General features: G+C 62.6%; 15 protein-coding genes. 7 read left to right on the top strand and 8 right to left on the bottom strand.

What is annotated here, in order from left to right; all coding sequences use genetic code 11:
* Window position 1: 1 nt before the first annotated feature.
* From AB0I57_RS13525 to AB0I57_RS13500, 6 genes are all read right to left on the bottom strand, one after another.
* Window positions 2-1024: an MCE family protein gene (locus AB0I57_RS13525; protein WP_358335657.1), complete on the bottom strand. Its 1023-nt coding sequence runs from the start codon at window positions 1022-1024 to the stop codon at window positions 2-4.
* Entirely contained in the window at window positions 1021-2196 is a 1176-nt protein-coding gene (locus tag AB0I57_RS13520) for an MCE family protein (RefSeq protein ID WP_358335654.1), read from the bottom strand. Before AB0I57_RS13520 ends, AB0I57_RS13525 begins: the two co-directional genes overlap by 4 nt.
* 12 nt (window positions 2197-2208) lie before the next feature.
* On the bottom strand, window positions 2209-3060 hold the full coding sequence (locus tag AB0I57_RS13515; protein WP_358335651.1) for an ABC transporter permease: 852 nt from the start codon (window positions 3058-3060) through the stop codon (window positions 2209-2211).
* Window positions 3061-3080: 20 nt separating this feature from the next.
* Entirely contained in the window at window positions 3081-3845 is a 765-nt protein-coding gene (locus AB0I57_RS13510) for an ABC transporter permease (protein WP_358335648.1), read from the bottom strand.
* Between the two features lie 559 nt (window positions 3846-4404).
* Window positions 4405-5322: a 3-oxoacyl-ACP reductase gene (locus AB0I57_RS13505; RefSeq protein ID WP_358335645.1), complete on the bottom strand. Its 918-nt coding sequence runs from the start codon at window positions 5320-5322 to the stop codon at window positions 4405-4407.
* A 103-nt stretch (window positions 5323-5425) separates the two neighbouring features.
* On the bottom strand, window positions 5426-5617 hold the full coding sequence (locus AB0I57_RS13500; protein ID WP_358335641.1) for a ferredoxin: 192 nt from the start codon (window positions 5615-5617) through the stop codon (window positions 5426-5428).
* 247 nt (window positions 5618-5864) lie between these two features.
* Between AB0I57_RS13500 and AB0I57_RS13495 the strand changes: the two genes are divergently transcribed.
* The 3 genes from AB0I57_RS13495 to AB0I57_RS13485 are packed head-to-tail and all read left to right on the top strand — an operon-like array spanning window position 5865 to window position 9768.
* Window positions 5865-7067: an acyl-CoA dehydrogenase family protein gene (locus AB0I57_RS13495; RefSeq protein ID WP_358335638.1), complete on the top strand. Its 1203-nt coding sequence runs from the start codon at window positions 5865-5867 to the stop codon at window positions 7065-7067.
* Window positions 7068-7078: 11 nt separating this feature from the next.
* Window positions 7079-8200 carry an acyl-CoA dehydrogenase family protein gene (locus AB0I57_RS13490; RefSeq protein WP_358335635.1) on the top strand — a complete coding sequence of 374 codons (1122 nt, stop codon included), beginning with the start codon at window positions 7079-7081 and terminating at the stop codon, window positions 8198-8200.
* Entirely contained in the window at window positions 8197-9768 is a 1572-nt protein-coding gene (locus AB0I57_RS13485; RefSeq protein ID WP_358335633.1) for a long-chain-fatty-acid--CoA ligase, read from the top strand. Before AB0I57_RS13490 ends, AB0I57_RS13485 begins: the two co-directional genes overlap by 4 nt.
* Here the strand turns inward: AB0I57_RS13485 and AB0I57_RS13480 are convergent.
* Window positions 9753-10889 (bottom strand): nitronate monooxygenase family protein, encoded by a 1137-nt coding sequence (locus tag AB0I57_RS13480; RefSeq protein WP_358335630.1) that lies wholly within the window; start codon window positions 10887-10889, stop codon window positions 9753-9755. The two genes, AB0I57_RS13485 and AB0I57_RS13480, sit on opposite strands and share 16 nt — an antisense overlap.
* On the bottom strand, window positions 10890-12554 hold the full coding sequence (locus tag AB0I57_RS13475; RefSeq protein WP_358335627.1) for an acyl-CoA synthetase: 1665 nt from the start codon (window positions 12552-12554) through the stop codon (window positions 10890-10892).
* 79 nt (window positions 12555-12633) lie between these two features.
* Between AB0I57_RS13475 and AB0I57_RS13470 the strand changes: the two genes are divergently transcribed.
* The 4 genes from AB0I57_RS13470 (at window position 12634) to AB0I57_RS13455 (ending at window position 15933) form a co-directional block, all read left to right on the top strand.
* Window positions 12634-13458 carry a crotonase/enoyl-CoA hydratase family protein gene (locus tag AB0I57_RS13470; RefSeq protein WP_358335625.1) on the top strand — a complete coding sequence of 275 codons (825 nt, stop codon included), beginning with the start codon at window positions 12634-12636 and terminating at the stop codon, window positions 13456-13458.
* A 135-nt stretch (window positions 13459-13593) separates the two neighbouring features.
* Window positions 13594-14511: a bile acid:sodium symporter family protein gene (locus tag AB0I57_RS13465; protein WP_358335622.1), complete on the top strand. Its 918-nt coding sequence runs from the start codon at window positions 13594-13596 to the stop codon at window positions 14509-14511.
* Window positions 14512-14648: 137 nt separating this feature from the next.
* Complete coding sequence (locus tag AB0I57_RS13460) at window positions 14649-14864, top strand: hypothetical protein (RefSeq protein ID WP_358335619.1); 216 nt, start codon at window positions 14649-14651, stop codon at window positions 14862-14864.
* A gap of 211 nt (window positions 14865-15075) precedes the next feature.
* Complete coding sequence (locus tag AB0I57_RS13455; protein ID WP_358335616.1) at window positions 15076-15933, top strand: Ig domain-containing protein; 858 nt, start codon at window positions 15076-15078, stop codon at window positions 15931-15933.
* Window positions 15934-16061: the final 128 nt, after the last annotated feature.

The raw sequence follows: 16061 nt of genomic DNA, 5'->3' as shown, positions 1-16061 counted from the left end.
GCTATGGTGCACACCTCCCCGTCGTCTGACCACCCGGCAGGTTGAGGAGCAGATCAGCTCCGTCGGGTCCGGAGAACTTGAACCTGACTGTGCAGACATACATCTGGAAGAAGCTGCCGTACGTGCCGATTCGGATGAGCTTCCGGTAGGCCTCCGGCAGGTTCTGCAGAACCCAATCGACGTCCGCTTCTCCCGCCTGGAGCTGAGTGGCGGTCCGGTTGGCTTCGGCGATCGTGCTTTGCAGCGGGGGTCGCGCGCCCTCGAGTAGATTCGCGAGATCCCCGGTGGCCCCGGAAATTCGGGGGATCGCGTCGCCGATCTGCTCACGGTCCTGCGAAAGTCCGCTGACCAACTGCTGCAACGAGTCCAATGTCGATCCGAACTGGTCGTCACGCTCGTTGATCGTGCCGAGGACCTCATTGAGGTTCTCGATCACATCGCCGATCAATTCGTCCCGGTCGGCCAGAGTGTTCGTGAACGAACTCGTGCTGCCGAGCAACGACACCAGCGTTCCCCCCTGCCCCTGGAACACCTGAACCAGCGCCGCGGACAGGTCGTTGACCTGCTGCGGATCGAGTGCCCGCAGCAGCGGTTTGAACCCACCGAGGAGCAGATCGAGATCAAGGGCGGGAGAGGTGTTCTCGACCGGGATCGTTGCGCCGGGGGGCAGTGGTTCCACCGAACCCGCGCCTTCGAGAAGTTCCATGTAGCGATCGCCGACCAGGTTCTCGTACCGCACCGTCGCCTTGGTTCCGTCGAACAGCGAATACTTGGTGTCGACGGTGAAATCGACCGAGGCACGGTTGTCGTCGTCAATACTCACCTTTTCGACGGCGCCGACCGGAACGCCCGCGATTCGCACCTTGTCGCCGGCCGTGAGTCCGGAGACGTTCGTGAACACGGCATGGTAGCCGTGGGAACTACCGAACCGGTACTGACTGAACACCAGGGCGAGGCCGGCGAAGATTGTCGACATCACCGTCGCGAAGATCAGCAGCTTGACCGAGGTTGCTCGCACAGTCACCGCCCGCCTTGCTCGGGATACACGCCCGGAAACAGCAGCTGGAACACCTTCGGCAAGTTCACCTGGACCTCGGTCGAAGGCACGAACGGCACCGTTCCGGTATCGGCCACCACGAACTTCGCATTCACATTCGGGTCGGGATTCGGAAGCCCATGGCAAGCCGGACCCCCTGTCGCATTGACCTTCGGCAGGTCCTTCGGATAGGTGTACGGCTCCTGCCCGTACACGAAGCCGGCATTCATGGCGATGCCCGGCTGATTGCCTCCGATTATTTCTTCCGCCAGTGGGATCAGGTCATTCAGTCCGACGATGAAGCAGGTGAAACCGGGCGAATACTCGTTGAGCAGTCCCGTCGTCGGGATAAGGAGGTCGAGGACGGATTCCACATTCTGCTCGTTTTCACTGAGCAGCGTGTTGGCGGTATCGGACAGTCCGATGACGTTGAGCAGCACCGCATCCAGGTTGCCCTGTTCGTCGATGAGAGTGCGGCTGGTCACCGTTGCGTTGTCGACCGTCTTCAGCAGGTCAGGAGCGGTATCGGCGTACACGGCGGTAACCTGGGCCGCCTTGGACAGATCTTCTTGCAGCTGGGGAAGAGTCGGGTTCATCTTCGTCAGATACTCGTCTCCCTGCTCGAGGAGAGCGCCCAGTTCATCACCTCGCCCGCGCAGCGCAGTGGAGATGGCGCCGAGCGTGGCGTTCAGCTTCTCGGGCTGCACTTGGGCCAGCACATCGGAAAGATCCTGGAAGACGGTATTGAACTCGACGGTGACACTATCGGATGCAATTACTGCATTCGGCTCGAGATGAGTGGGCGCCGGTTCGGCGGGCATCGTGAAGTTCACATACTTTGCGCCGAACACGGTGGTGGAAGAGATGTCCACCAACACGTTCGAGGGAATCAACGACATCATGTCGGGGTAGATGTCGAGATTCAACTCTGCGCCGTCGGTGATGTGCTCGATTGATCCGACGCGACCGACCTCGACACCGAGCAGTTTGACCTTGGCGTCAGGGTCCATCACCAGTCCGGCGCGGTCGGAGGTGACGGTGACAGGAACAGACTTGGTGAAGGTCCCGTTGAACATTGCCAAGGAAACCCCGACGATCGCAAGAATACTCACCACGAGTACCAACGCTGCGAGCTTCTTCTTCAATCCAGAGTCAGTCATCTGCCGGCGGTCCTATCCCGAGAGGTTGAAGTTGCCGGACACGCCGTAAATGGCGAGCGAGATGAGCAGGGTAACGGTAACGACGGCAATCAGCGAGGAGCGCACCGCGTTACCGACAGCGACACCGACTCCGACCGGACCGCCGGAGGCGTTGAAGCCGTAGTAGGTGTGGATGAGCATGATCGCGATCGCCATCACGATGGCTTGCGCAAACGACCACAAGATGTCGGTTGGTATCAGGAACGTCGAGAAGTAATGGTCATACACGCCGGGTGACTGGCCATAGAGCACGACCGTAGCGAATCGGCTCGCAACGAACGATGCAATGACCGCCAAAGCGTATAGCGGGATGATCGCAATCATTCCCGCCATCACGCGGGTGCTCACCAGGTAGGGGATCGATGGGATCGCCATCGTCTCCAGCGCATCGATTTCCTCCGAGACCCTCATCGCCCCGAGCTGGGCGGTGGAGCCGGCACCGATCGTTGCCGCCAGCCCAATTCCCGCGATGACGGGAGCCGCGATGCGCACGTTGATGAATGCCGCGAAAAAGCCGGTGAGTGCCTCGACACCGATGTTGCCGAGCGAACTGAACCCCTGCACGGCGATGGTTCCGCCTGTGAACAGTGTCAGAAACCCGACGATCACGACGGTGCCACCGATGACGGCCAACGCACCCGTGCCCATACTGATCTCGGCGATCAGCCGCAGTGTCTCCCGTCGGTAGTGAATCAAGGCGCGCGGTGCCCAACCGATGGCTCTCGCGAAGAACAGCGCCTGTTCCCCGAGTCGATCGATCGAACGCGATGCCGACGCGAATCGTCGGCGAGTACGGGGAAAGCGCCCCGTCGCAGCCAGAACCATCTACTCAACCGCCATATCCGTCACCCGCTCGTCAGCTTGATGCCGACGGCAGTGACGAGAACGTTGACCACGAACAATGCCATGAACGAGAACACGACCGTCTGGTTGACGGCGTCACCGACACTCTTCGCGCCGCCCTTGACGTTCAAGCCCAGGTAGGAGGCAACGAGACCGGCGATCATGCCGAACAGGCCTGCTTTGATTTCCGAGATCATGAGCTCACCGAATCCGGTGAGCAAAGTGATGCCGTTGACGAATGCGCCCGGATTGACGTCCTGGATGTAGACCGAGAAGACGAAGCCGCCCAAAATACCGATCGTGCAGACAAGGCCGTTGAGTAGGAGCGCCACCCCGGTCGAGGCCAACACCCGGGGCACGACCAGTCGTTGGATCGGATTGATACCCAGCACTCGCATTGCGTCGATTTCTTCGCGGATCGTGCGGGCGGAAAGATCCGCGCATATCGCGGTCGCGCCGGCACCGGCCACGATCAGCACGGTGACGATAGGACCGACCTGAGTCACCGTTCCGAGTGCGGCACCGGCGCCGCTGAGGTCTGCAGCGCCGATCTCGCGGAGCAGGATGTTGATCGTGAAACTCACCAGGACGGTGAAGGGAATGGCGACCAACACCGTGGGCACCATCGAGACCCGGGCGATGAACCAGGCCTGGTCGATGAACTCGCGGCGCTGGAAGGGTCTCGAGAAGACTGCCTTCAACGTTTCGCCCGACATCATGAAGAACCCGCCGACCGCACGTAGCGGCACCTCGAGGAGGTCCACCATCCGCCCCTCCTCGTTTCACGATCGCGCCTGGCGCAGACTGTTGCACAAGCCTCCACGGCTTGTGATTCGGATCATATTAATGAGAACGTGTTTACCTGTCAAAAGATGGTCACGCATCAACAAGAATCATCCGATCAACGAAGCGGATTCGGCCGGATATCACCTTGTATAAATCCGACAAACGAGCAGTAGTTTGATGGTGAACGACTTCGGACCAATATCCTAAATATGATATAGCGCAGACATATTGATCGATATTCATCGGTAGTACCAGCCACGCACCGGAAAATCGGCACCGACAAATAGTGCGCGCTTCGGGGCGAATATCGGACTATCGACGAGGTGCCTCACGACCGACGAGTACCGACGATTTCAGGCAAAAAATAGAACACGTTCTGATCGATGCCGGCACACCTTCGACGCACTCCGACAGGCGGCCTGCTGACCCCCCTCCGAGCCGCTGTCTGCTTGCCGTCATTATCTGCCATCCGGAGCGCATCGCCCGCGAAGGCTGTGCGGATTGCCGACTTCGTGTCGCGATCCACCCCGGAGAGTCAGATCAACCTAGCTCACGTAGAGCTGCGGAAGCCGAGAACATGGTGGACGGATCACGATCGTCGAAATAGCTGCCGAGTTCGGCCGCGAGCGCCTCGGGCGTCCACTGCCCGTCCGCCGCATCGAAGCGTTGCTCCACGACTGGTGCCGCCATCAGCGCCACCATCGGGCCATACACAACGAAGACCTGCCCGTTGACGGTGTCCGCCGCAGGCGATGCGAGGAATGCGACAAGGGTGGCGACGTGATCCGGCGACAATGGATCGACCCCTTCGGCGGGCGCCTCACCGAATACCTTCTCGGTCATCGATGTGCGGGCGCGCGGGCAAATCGCGTTGGCGCGGACGCCGTAGCGGGACAACCCGCGGGCAGCCGACAGCGTCAATGCCGTGATTCCGGCCTTGGCCGCGCCGTAGTTGGCCTGCCCCTCCGGACCCAGCAGGCCCGCCTCCGAGGACGTGTTGATGATCCGGCCGTATACCGGCGCCCCCGCCTCCTTCGATTTGCCCCGCCAAAATGCCGCCGCGGACCGGCACAGTAGAAAGTGGCCGCGCAGATGAACCTTGAGCACCATGTCCCAATCTTCGTCGGACATGTTGAACAGCATGCGATCCCGAGTGATGCCGGCATTGTTCACGAGGATGTCGAGGCCGCCGAGGCGGTCGTGTGCGGCCTCCATGATCGCATCCGCGGTGGACCGTTCGCCAATGTCACCGGCCACGAATTCGACCTTCGCGCCCAGTCTCCGGATCTCCTCGAGGGTCTCCTCCACAGCGTCGCCGGCGGCCAGATCGTTGACTACGATGCTCGCGCCCGCGCGTGCAAGTTCGATCGCCTCGAACTTTCCGAGGCCGGATCCGGCGCCGGTCACGACGCCCACCTTGCCGTCCAGGTTCACATCGCGATCAGTCACACCATTCATGAACACGTTCTCCTGGTTCCGCGCACTCGACGCATGTCGGGAACCCGCCTGAACGGCAGGTCGCAACAACTGTAGAACGTGTTCTCATTCCGGGCAACAGTGGTCAGGGATGCTCCGTGAGAGCGGCCCTCGGGCACTGGGCGATCGCCATGCGCACGTCATCTTCCCGGTCAGCGGGGGGAACAGGACTCGTGATGTGCAGCTGCTCGTCGTCGTCGAGCTCGAAGATATCCGGCGCGATCCCTACACAGACACCATTGGCCTCGCAGCGGTCGAAATCGACTCTGACCTCCATTTTTGATTCCCTCTTCTCTTTGTCGCGTCATTGACAGCCGCGTGCGCAACCGATGTGTGGCATACAGCGTTCCTCCAATTACACTAGAACCTGTTCCAGTCGTGTGCAATGATTCGTTTCACGACTGCGAGCGGTCCACCTGACTCGCTTCGGAACCGGGGCGGGACCGATTCCGCCATTGCGACGCAGTGACTGGAACCTGTGCCAGATTTTGCTGATTCCAGCTCTCGACCGGAGAGGTATTTCGATGCACATCACGTACACGCCGCAGCAACAACAGCTGAGGGAAGAACTGCGCGCGTATTTCGCGAAGCTGATGACGCCGGAGCGTCGAGAAGCCCTGGCCGCCACGACCGGAGAATACGGCGCGGGCAATGTCTACCGCGACGTCGTCGCCCAGATGGGCAAGGACGGCTGGCTGACCCTCGGATGGCCCAGGGAGTATGGCGGCCAGGAGCGTTCGGCGATGGAGCAACTGATCTTCACCGACGAAGCAGCCATCGCGGGCGCGCCCGTCCCCTTCCTCACCATCAACTCGGTCGCGCCGACGATCATGCACTTCGGTACCCCCGAACAGAAGTCCTTCTTCCTGCCCAAGATCTCTGCCGGTGAACTGCACTTCTCCATCGGCTACTCCGAACCGGAAGCGGGGACCGACCTCGCCGGACTCCGAACCACCGCCGTCAAGGACGGCGACGAGTACATCATCAACGGCCAGAAGATGTGGACCAGCCTGATCGCCTACGCCGACTACGTATGGCTGGCCTGCCGCACCGACCCCGAAGCCAAGAAGCACAAGGGAATCAGCGTTCTGATCGTTCCGACGACAGCGGAAGGCTTCTCGTATACCCCGGTCCACACGATGGCAGGCCCGGACACGAGCGCCACCTACTATCAAGACGTGCGCGTTCCCTCGACGGCGCTCGTGGGCCCCGAGAACGGCGGCTGGGCTCTGATCACCAATCAGCTCAACCACGAACGCGTCGCGCTGACGTCCGCTGGACCGGTCCTGACCGCCTTGCACGAAGTGCGCGAATGGGCGCAGAACACCAAGTTGCCCGACGGTCGCCGGGTCATCGACCAGGAGTGGGTCCAGATCAACCTGGCCCGGGTTCATGCCAAGGCCGAGTACCTGAAGTTGATGAACTGGGAGATCGCTTCCGGCACTTCGGCGGACGGCTCGACCACAGATCACGCTCCCGGTCGCGAAGCCGCGTCCGCCAACAAGGTGTTCGGCACCGAATTCGCCACCGAGGCATACCGGCTCCTAATGGAGATCCTCGGGCCTTCGGCCACACTGCGCCAAAACTCTCCCGGCGTCTTGTTGCGCGGACGCCTCGAACGGATGCATCGCTCGTCGCTGATCCTCACTTTCGGCGGCGGAACCAACGAGGTGCAACGCGACATCATCGGCATGACCGCCCTCGGCCTCCCCCCAGCCAAGCGTTAGGACATACGACCATGGATTTCACCCACACCGAGGCCCAGCAGGACCTGGCCGGGCTCACTCGCGGCATCGTCGGAGAACTCGTCACAAACGATCGGCTGCGCGAACTCGACGCCGCGGAAGACCGGCTCGATCGTCGTCTCTGGTCAGCGCTGGGGGCGTCCGGCATTCTCAGTGCGGCGCTCCCGGAGTCCGTAGGCGGCGACGGGTTCGGCGTGCTCGAACAGTGCAGCATCCTCATCGAACTCGGACGCGCGGTTGCACCGGTCCCCTACCTCTCCACGATCGTCATGGCTGCGGGTGCCATCGCGAAATTCGGCACCGAGCAGCAGCGTTCCGAATGGGGAGCGCCGGCAGCAGAGGGTACGAAGATCCTCGCGGTCGCGCTCGACGAAGAGCTGTGCGATACCCCGGGCGCACCAGCCACCCGCGCCGAACGCGGTCCGCAGGGGTGGACGCTCGACGGAACCAAGGTCGTCGTGGACGCGGCGCCGTCGGCCGATTTGTTCCTGGTCCCAGCCGCGACCTCGGACGGTGTTGCGGCCTTCCTCGTCCGACCCGACGATGCAGGTGTTACCGTCACCCGCCAGCAGACCGTCGATCTGTCCAGCGTCGGCGAGTTGGCCCTTCACGGGGTTGTGGTGGACGAGAACCGACTTCTCGGAACCATCGAGCAAGGCGGTGAGATCGTCGACTGGCTCGTCGAGCGTGGTTCGCTCGGAGCCTGCGCGTATCAGTACGGAGTGCTCGACCAGGCACTCACACTCACCGCGGCATACGCTCGCGAACGAGTGCAGTTCGACCGCCCCATCGGTAGTTTCCAAGCCGTGGCGCAACGGCTCGCCGACGCCTACATAGACGTCAAGGGTGTCCGGCTCACGTTGTGGCAGGCCGCATGGCGGCTCAGCGAGGGACTGACGGGCGAGGGAGACGTCCAAACCGCCAAATTCTGGGCCTCCGATGCAGGGCACCGGGTCTCTCATACCGTCATCCACGTCCACGGCGGTGTGGGACTCGACGAAGACCATCCCGTGCACCGATACTTCCTGGCAGCCAAGGCCCTCGAGTTCCGATTGGGTTCGGCCACTGCGCAACTGCGAACCCTCGGTACCGAATTGGCCACCGTCCCCTCATGACGGCGGTGCTCGCGCCCACGGTGACGGATCTACTATTGGACGTCGCCAACGACGACGAGCACGGATTGCACTTCGAAGACCACTTCTTGTCGTGGTCCGATCACGTGCGGTCGAGCGCGCGGCGTGCAGCGATTCTCGAGGATCTGCTCGATGCGAACAAGCCTCCGCACTTCGGCGTGCTGATGGACAACGTTCCGGAGTTCTCACTCCTCGCGGCCGCGGCAGCGCTCTCCGGCGTCGTGCTGGTGGGTCTCAACACCACCCGACGGGGGGAAGCGCTGGCGCGCGACATCGAAGTCGCCGATTGCCAGGTGATTTTCACCGAACGCGGAAGCTCAGGGCTACTGGAGGGACTCGATCTCGCTGTGCCGGTCATCGATGTGGATTCGGCGCGGTGGTCGGCCTTGCTCGCAGAGGAGCGCACCGAATTCACCCCTCGGACAGCAGACCCGGACGACCTGTTCATGCTCATCTTCACGTCGGGCACGAGCGGTGATCCGAAAGCGGTTCGCTGCACTCACGCGAAGATCGCCGGTCCCGGGGTCATGCTTGCGGAGCGCTTCGGGTTGTCACCTGAAGACGTCGTGTACATGTCGATGCCGATGTTCCATTCCAACGCCATGATGGCAGCGTGGTCCGTCGCACTGGCAGGGCACAGCTCGATCGCGTTGCGGCGCAAGTTCTCAGCGTCGAACTTCCTCAGCGACGTCCGCAAGTACGGCGTTACGTATGCCAACTATGTCGGCAAGCCGCTGTCGTACGTGCTGGCTACTCCCGAGTTGCCGGACGACGCTGAGAACACCCTCCGGTTGATGTACGGCAACGAGGGGTCTGCCCACGCCGTGTCCGCGTTCTCGCGCCGGTTCGGGACTGCGGTGGTCGACGGGTTCGGCTCCACGGAGGGTGGCATCGCCATTTCCTCCACGCCCGGAGCGCCCTCGGGTTCTCTGGGAAGGCTTCCGGATGGAATCGCGATACTGAACACCGAGACCGGGCAGCCCTGCCCCCCAGCAGAATTCGACGAATTCGGCCGCTTGGTCAACGCAGAAGCTGCGACAGGGGAACTTGTCAACACTGTCGGCCCAGGGGCGTTCGCCGGCTACTACAACGACCCTGAGGCCGATGCCGAACGGGTCCGCGCCGGCATGTATTGGAGCGGCGACCTGGCCTACCGGGACGCAGATGGATTCGTCTACTTCGCCGGACGCAGTTCTGGCTGGCTGCGAGTCGATGGCGAGAACATCGGTTCCGCCCCCATCGAGCGCATCCTGCAGCGTTACGACGGATTCGCCCAGGTAGCGGTGTACGCGGTAGCCGACGACGAGGTCGGAGATCGCGTGATGGCGGCAGTCGTCCCGACCCGCGAGTTCGATCCCCTCGCCTTTGCCGATTTCTTGGATGCGCAGTCCGATCTGGGGCCCAAGCAACGCCCGAGCCTGATCCGGGTGTGTACCGAGTTTCCACGGACCGCGACATTCAAGGTTCTCACCCGAGTGTTGAGCGCCGAGGCGGAGGGTTGCAGCGATCCTGTCTGGATTCGCGACGACGGTCGTTACTCCCCTATGTGACTGCGGTCCCTGAAGCCGTCGAGGCGAGAGACCGCCGAGTCGAAGCCCGCGACGAGTTCGTCCATCACTTCGGCCACCGGACGGATCTCGTTCATCCTGCCGACGATTTGACCCACCGGCATCGCCACCACATCCGGGTCCTCGGAGGCAGCGATCCGTTGATGCGCCTCGCTGACCAAGAGGTTCTGCAGGGGCATGGGCAGTGGTGCCGGTGCGTCCGGCTTCGACCAGGCCTCTGTCCACTTGGTCTTGAGCAGCCGGGCAGGTTTGCCAGTGTAGATCCGCGACCGCACCGTGTCCGAGGACGTGGCGCGGAGGAATGCCTGCTGGACGGCGGACGGGCCCTCGGGCGACGCACCGCCTAGCTTGTACTCGGACGTGGTGAGCCAATACGACCCCATCCACACACCGGAAGCACCCAGTGACAACGCCGCCGCCACCTGACGCCCACTCCCGATTCCCCCGGCTGCGAGGACTGCTGCGGAATCGCCAATCGCATCGACGATCTCGGGAACAAGCACCATCGATGCAATCTCACCAGTGTGTCCACCGGCCTCGTAACCCTGCGCGATGACGATGTCGACACCCTTCTCGACGTGCCTGCGCGCATGCTCGACCGCCCCGGCAAGCGCCGCCACCGGCACGCCCTTCTCGTGAACGCGGTCGATCACGTCCTTCGGCGGGGATCCGAGAGCATTGGCGATCAGCGCGATGCGGTGACCCAGCGCCACATCCACATGTGAGCGCGCCACCGAGTGCAGCCAACCGAGTACACCCTCCGCGTGTTCGATGCCCGAATCCAGTGGCGGTACACCCAGTTCCGTGAGCGTCCGGTCGACAAACGCTCGGTGCTCGGGCGGGATCAGGGAATCGAGATCCGACGGCGTGCCCTCGGTCGGGACCTTCGCGGGCATCACGACGTCGACGCCGTAAGGTTTGCCGTCGGTATTCTCGTCCATCCAGGTGAGAACCTCTTCGAGTTCACCGGGATCGTTGAAGCGGACGCACCCCAGGACGCCCAGGCCGCCGGCTCGGGAAATCGCTGCGGCTACATGTTCGGACGGCGTAAACCCGAAGATCGGGTACTCGATGCCGAACTTCTCGCTCAACGATGTGTGCATCTACTCGCCCCGACCCTGCGTGCTTGGCTCGGGCTCACCGCTACCGTTATGGTCGTCGGCCGGACGGACCTCCGTCTGTTCCTTGGCCCAGCGGTAGTCGGGTTTGCCCGCCGGCGAACGCTTGATCTCGTCGACGAACCACAGACTGCGTGGAACCTTGTATCCGGCAATCTCCTTGCGCGCCGCAGCGGCGATCTCCTGCAGGCTCGGCCGGGCACCTTCGCGTGCCTGAACCACCGCGGCGACTCGCTGACCGAACCGGTCGTCGGGGACCCCGACGACCAGAACATCGAAGACGTCGGGGTGCGACTTCAGGGCACCTTCGACTTCTTCGGGGTAGATCTTTTCGCCGCCGCTGTTGATCGACACCGAACCGCGACCCAGCATCGTGACGGTGCCATCCGCCTCCACCCGTGCGAAGTCACCGGGAATGGCGTAGCGGATCCCGTTGAATTCCTTGAATGTGGCCCTGCTCTTCTCTTCGTCCTTGTAGTAGCCGATCGGGATGTGCCCCCTCCGCGCGAGGACCCCGACCACCCCTGAACCCGGTTCCACCGGGTTTCCGTCCTCGTCGAGAACGGAAGTGGACGCGTCGATCTTCACAGTCGGACCGCCTCCGTGCGACTCACCCTTGGTGACCACAGCGAGGCCGCCGAAGCCAGTCTCGGATGCACCGATGGAGTCGGTGATCATCCGGTTGGGCAGCAGTTCGAGGTACTTCTCCCTGATGCTCGGCGAGAACAGCGCCGCCGAACTCGCCATCACGTACAGCGACGACAAATCGTACGGCTCGCCGGTCTCCTTGTTGCCCTCGAGCAGTGCATCGAGCATGGGGCGCGCCATCGCATCACCCGTGATGAAAATGAGGTTGACCTTGTACTTGTCGATGGTCTGCCACACGCCGTGACCGTCGAACTCCGGATTCATGACGCACGTACCGCCGCCGAACAGGCTGTGAAACACTGCCCACTGACTGCCACCGTGGATCATCGGCGGAATCGGGAATCGGATCATGCTGGGGTTCTCAGCGCCAGTCTTGGCTAGTTCCCACTCGTCCTGGACGTATTCGCCGGTGAGGAAGTTGATGCCGCCGCCGAGCACTCGCCAGACATCCTCCTGACGCCACATGACGCCCTTGGGCTTCCCTGTGGTTCCGCCGGTGTAGAGCATGTACAGGTCGTCGTTGCTGCGTTCTTCGAAATCACGGTCGGGCGACGCCTCCGCCAACGCAGCCTCGTATTCGACCCCGTCGAACTCGAGGTCGGTGCCATCCTCGATGACTATGGTGGTCTTCAGCAGGGGCGTCTTGGGCAGTACTGCCGCCACCTTGTCGGAGTATCGACGCTCGTGGATGAGCGCAACCATGTCCGAGTTGTCGAAGATGTATTGCAACTCGTTCTCGACGTAGCGGTAGTTGACGTTGATCATTACCGCGCGGATCTTGAAGACCGCAACCATCGCTTCGATCGCTTCGATGGTGTTGCGGCAGTAGATGCCTACTTTGTCCCCGGGCCGAACGCCGTGTTCACGCAGGTAGTGGCCGAGGCGATTGGCCCTCTCCTCCAACTGCGCATACGTCACCTCGCGGTCGCCGGACAGCAGCGCGACTCGGTCGGGAACGAGGTCGATTGTGTGCTCTACGAGGTCTGCGATGTTTAGGGCCACAGCAACAAAGTAGAACGTGTTACCGTCTCTGGCAAGACCCAATTCGAGATCCAGCTCACACAATCTTCGGGAGATTTCAGTGCCCTCCACAACGACCGAAAAGTCCGATACTGCTGCGCAGTCGCCGCACTGCCTCGTCGAGAAGCGCGGGCACGTTCTGATCGTCACGATGAACCGCCCCGAGGCGAAGAATGCGCTGTCCGGAGAGATGATGGCGATCATGCGGGACGCGTGGGATCAGGTCGACTCCGACCCGGACATCCGAGTCGCCATCCTCACCGGTGCGGGTGGAGCTTTCTGTGCGGGAGCGGATCTCAAAGCCATGACCACGCAACATCCAGGCGATTCCTTCTCCGGTGGCGGTTGGGACCTGTCCAAGATCGAGGCACTCCTCAAGGGCCGACGCCTAACCAAGCCGCTCATCGCCGCCGTGGAGGGTCCTGCGATTGCAGGCGGCACAGAGATCCTCCAAGGCACCGATATCCGCGTCGCCGGCGAGAGCGCCAAATTCGGCGTCTCCGAGGCCAAGTGGGGACTTTTCCCCCTCGGTGGATCAGCAGTGCGTCTCGTCCGGCAGATTCCGTACACGGTCGCAGCCGACATCCTGCTCACAGGCCGTCACATCAAGGCACCCGAGGCAAAGGAGATCGGCCTGATCGGGCACGTCGTCCCGGACGGGCAGGCGCTCGACAAGGCCCTCGAGATCGCCGACCTCATCGCCGCCAATGGCCCCATCGCGGTTCAAGCGATCCTGAAGACCATTCGCGACACCGAAGCCATGCACGAGGAAGAGGCCTTCCGGATCGATGCCGCCCTCGGTGCTGAAGTCTTCAAGAGTGCCGACGCGAAGGAAGGCCCACGCGCCTTCGCCGAAAAGCGCACGCCGAAGTTCGAAGGGCGGTAGCACTGGGGGATCGCGCACGGCTGGGGCGAGTTCGCCTCGCAGGGTAGGCGTGGTGAATTCCGGCGAATCGACCACACGAGCGTTCCGGTCCCGCTAGCGTGCGCGAGACACCCCCACACGAGGACGGCGATCGACTTGGATTCACCCCTGGCCACTGTTGCCCTACCGGCGGCGCTGGCGATCATCATGTTCGGACTCGGGCTGTCGCTGACAGTCGCCGATTTCGCCCGCGTCGCAAGGCATCCCCGCGTCGTGACAATCGCTCTGGCTTGCCAGTTGCTGATTCTGCCCGTGGTCGCGTTCGGCTTGGTGCTGCTGTTCGATCTGCCACCGCTGCTCGCGGTCGGCATGATGGTGCTCGCCGCCTCGCCCGGCGGCACCACGGCGAACCTCTTCAGTCACCTCTACCGAGGTGACGTGGCGCTGAACATAACTCTTACCGCGGTGAACTCGGTGATCGCGGTCGTGACCCTGCCGGTGATCGCGAACCTCGCTCTGGGGTACTTCGAACCTTCCACAACCGGAACCATGGGCCTCGAGTTCACGAAGGTGCTGCAGGTGTTTGCGATCGTGCTGGTCCCGGTCGTGATCGGCATGCTGGTACGCGCCAATCGCGTCGACTTCGCAAGGCGCATGGACCGTCCCGTGCGAATCGCATCGGCCCTCGTGCTGGCGCTCGTCATCGTCGGCACCATAGCCGCAGAGCGGGAGAACGTGGGGAGTTACCTAGCCGACGTCGGGGCGGTCACGATCCTGTTCTGCCTCGTGAGCCTTGCTGTGGGCTACTGGATTCCGAAGCTTCTCGGCGCAGACAAACGGCAGGCGATCGCGTGCTCGATGGAGATCGGTATCCATAACAGTGCACTCGCCATCGCCATCTCGATCAGTGTCCTGTCCAGCGTCGATATCGCAGTACCCGCTGCCGTGTACGGCATCGTGATGTTCCCGGCCGCCGCTGTCGTCGGGTGGCTGATCAGCCGGGGCAGAGGGACCGTACCGGCGAAAGCCCTCCCAGTCCAACACGAGACCGAAAAAGCATCCAAGAAACACTAGCGGGTGAATGTACCTGTCGGCGCCTTTGATGCGCCGACAGGTACATTCACCGACGGACTGCGGGATCGATTAGGTGGCGTTCCCTGGACATCGACTCGCTCGACCGGCATCTGGCGCCGAAGCAGTGAGGACTTCTCATGTGTAACTCGAGTCATGTGCAACTCGAGCGCACACGATCCGGCGTCTCGGCCGTCAACGACCCCGCCACCTGGGGCAACGGCGCCGACCGCGGCTACGCCGATGTCGCCGTCACCCCACCCCTGACCGACCGACAGATAGCCACCCAATTCCCCACCCTCGGAATCAGACTCGACGACCCCCGCCCCCACATCCGCGAATACCGCACCCTGTAGGCGCTGACTGAACGGCCTCGAGGTGTACCACTTCCGACAAGCCAGAGTCGAGGATGTCCTCGAAACCGTTCGATTCCGAGACAGGCGCTACCGCGACCAATCGCCACCGAACTCAATACTCGAGGCGAGTGTCCGCTATGTTCCATTCTCGTGGTTGCTTCCCGTGGCCGCTCCGTACCCCTGCGGATTCTGCTGGAAAGGCACACCAACCGTGACAACACCTGATCCACTGCGCCGCACACGACGTGGCCGTATCGTCGCCGCTCTCCTTGCTGCGACCGCAGCCATAGCACTCGCCGGCGGAGCCGGTACCGCCTCCGCCGACACCACAGTCTCCTACCACGCTCGGTTCTGCTCAGACGCGAAGGACGGAAACACCATCGCTTTCCAGGTGAATGAGGGCAAGCCGAGAGAAAACGCGCCCGAGGACACCTGGCACGGACAGTGGATTTCGAACGTCACGTTCGACACGTGGGTCGAAGCCGGTGACGTCTCCAACACCCAGGGCAAGGGCATGTGGTGTCACACCGTCGTGCGCACAGACCTCAGCGAGGGCGATTGGGTCCGTCTCGCGGGATGGAACCCCTCATCCGGCATAGCGGCCCGTCTCACCGAGGTGGTGGAGGTCAATGGTGTGGTATTCGAGCGCCCTGCTAGCGGTGAGGGCTGGTGGATGGCTCTCGAGCGCTGCTGCGGCGCGACCTTTGCGACCGTCCCGGCGCCTACCATCCCTGATCTTGTCGATCCAACGTTCGTCGACACTACACCCGTCGCATTGACCGGCACCGTCGGAACTAGTCTCACCCGCACCTTCACCGCCACCGGGACACCGGACCCTGTTGTCACCGTCGTCGACCCGGCGAAGCTTCCGCCCGGAATGACGTTCGCGAACGATCCCGCCACAGGTGTTCCGACCCTGTCCGGAACACCCACCGCCGCAGGCAGTTACACGTTCACTCTCACCGCCGACAACGGTGTCGGTGCCCCCGTCCGCCTCACAGCAACGGTCACCGTCGAAGCGTCCGCAACCGGATCCCTCGGCTCCCTCGGCTCGATCTTCGGCAGCTGACGTTATACCTGCGGCTATTCTGCTGCGGACAACTCAATCTCCCCTAGTTCAGAAAGCCTCGGACCACTAACGATCTTTCTGACCGACATCCAACGGGCCGCTGGTCGCAAGGTACATTCGCCGGGCGG

Origin of the sequence: Rhodococcus sp. NPDC049939 (assembly GCF_040656415.1) — a bacterium.
In the GTDB taxonomy this organism is placed as follows: Bacteria; Actinomycetota; Actinomycetes; order Mycobacteriales; family Mycobacteriaceae; genus Rhodococcus_F.
This window is presented reverse-complemented; position numbering and strand designations above follow the sequence as displayed.

Excerpts from the sequence above, each read along its gene's own strand:
- AB0I57_RS13520 (WP_358335654.1), bottom strand. The coding sequence starts at position 2,196 with ATGACTGACTCTGGATTGAAGAAGAAGCTCGCAGCGTTGGTACTCGTG.
- AB0I57_RS13490 (WP_358335635.1), top strand. The coding sequence starts at position 7,079 with ATGGATTTCACCCACACCGAGGCCCAGCAGGACCTGGCCGGGCTCACT.
- AB0I57_RS13500 (WP_358335641.1), bottom strand. The coding sequence starts at position 5,617 with ATGGAGGTCAGAGTCGATTTCGACCGCTGCGAGGCCAATGGTGTCTGT.
- AB0I57_RS13495 (WP_358335638.1), top strand. The coding sequence starts at position 5,865 with ATGCACATCACGTACACGCCGCAGCAACAACAGCTGAGGGAAGAACTG.
- AB0I57_RS13460 (WP_358335619.1), top strand. The coding sequence starts at position 14,649 with ATGTGTAACTCGAGTCATGTGCAACTCGAGCGCACACGATCCGGCGTC.
- AB0I57_RS13510 (WP_358335648.1), bottom strand. The coding sequence starts at position 3,845 with ATGGTGGACCTCCTCGAGGTGCCGCTACGTGCGGTCGGCGGGTTCTTC.
- AB0I57_RS13480 (WP_358335630.1), bottom strand. The coding sequence starts at position 10,889 with ATGCACACATCGTTGAGCGAGAAGTTCGGCATCGAGTACCCGATCTTC.
- AB0I57_RS13485 (WP_358335633.1), top strand. The coding sequence starts at position 8,197 with ATGACGGCGGTGCTCGCGCCCACGGTGACGGATCTACTATTGGACGTC.
- AB0I57_RS13505 (WP_358335645.1), bottom strand. The coding sequence starts at position 5,322 with ATGAATGGTGTGACTGATCGCGATGTGAACCTGGACGGCAAGGTGGGC.
- AB0I57_RS13515 (WP_358335651.1), bottom strand. The coding sequence starts at position 3,060 with ATGGTTCTGGCTGCGACGGGGCGCTTTCCCCGTACTCGCCGACGATTC.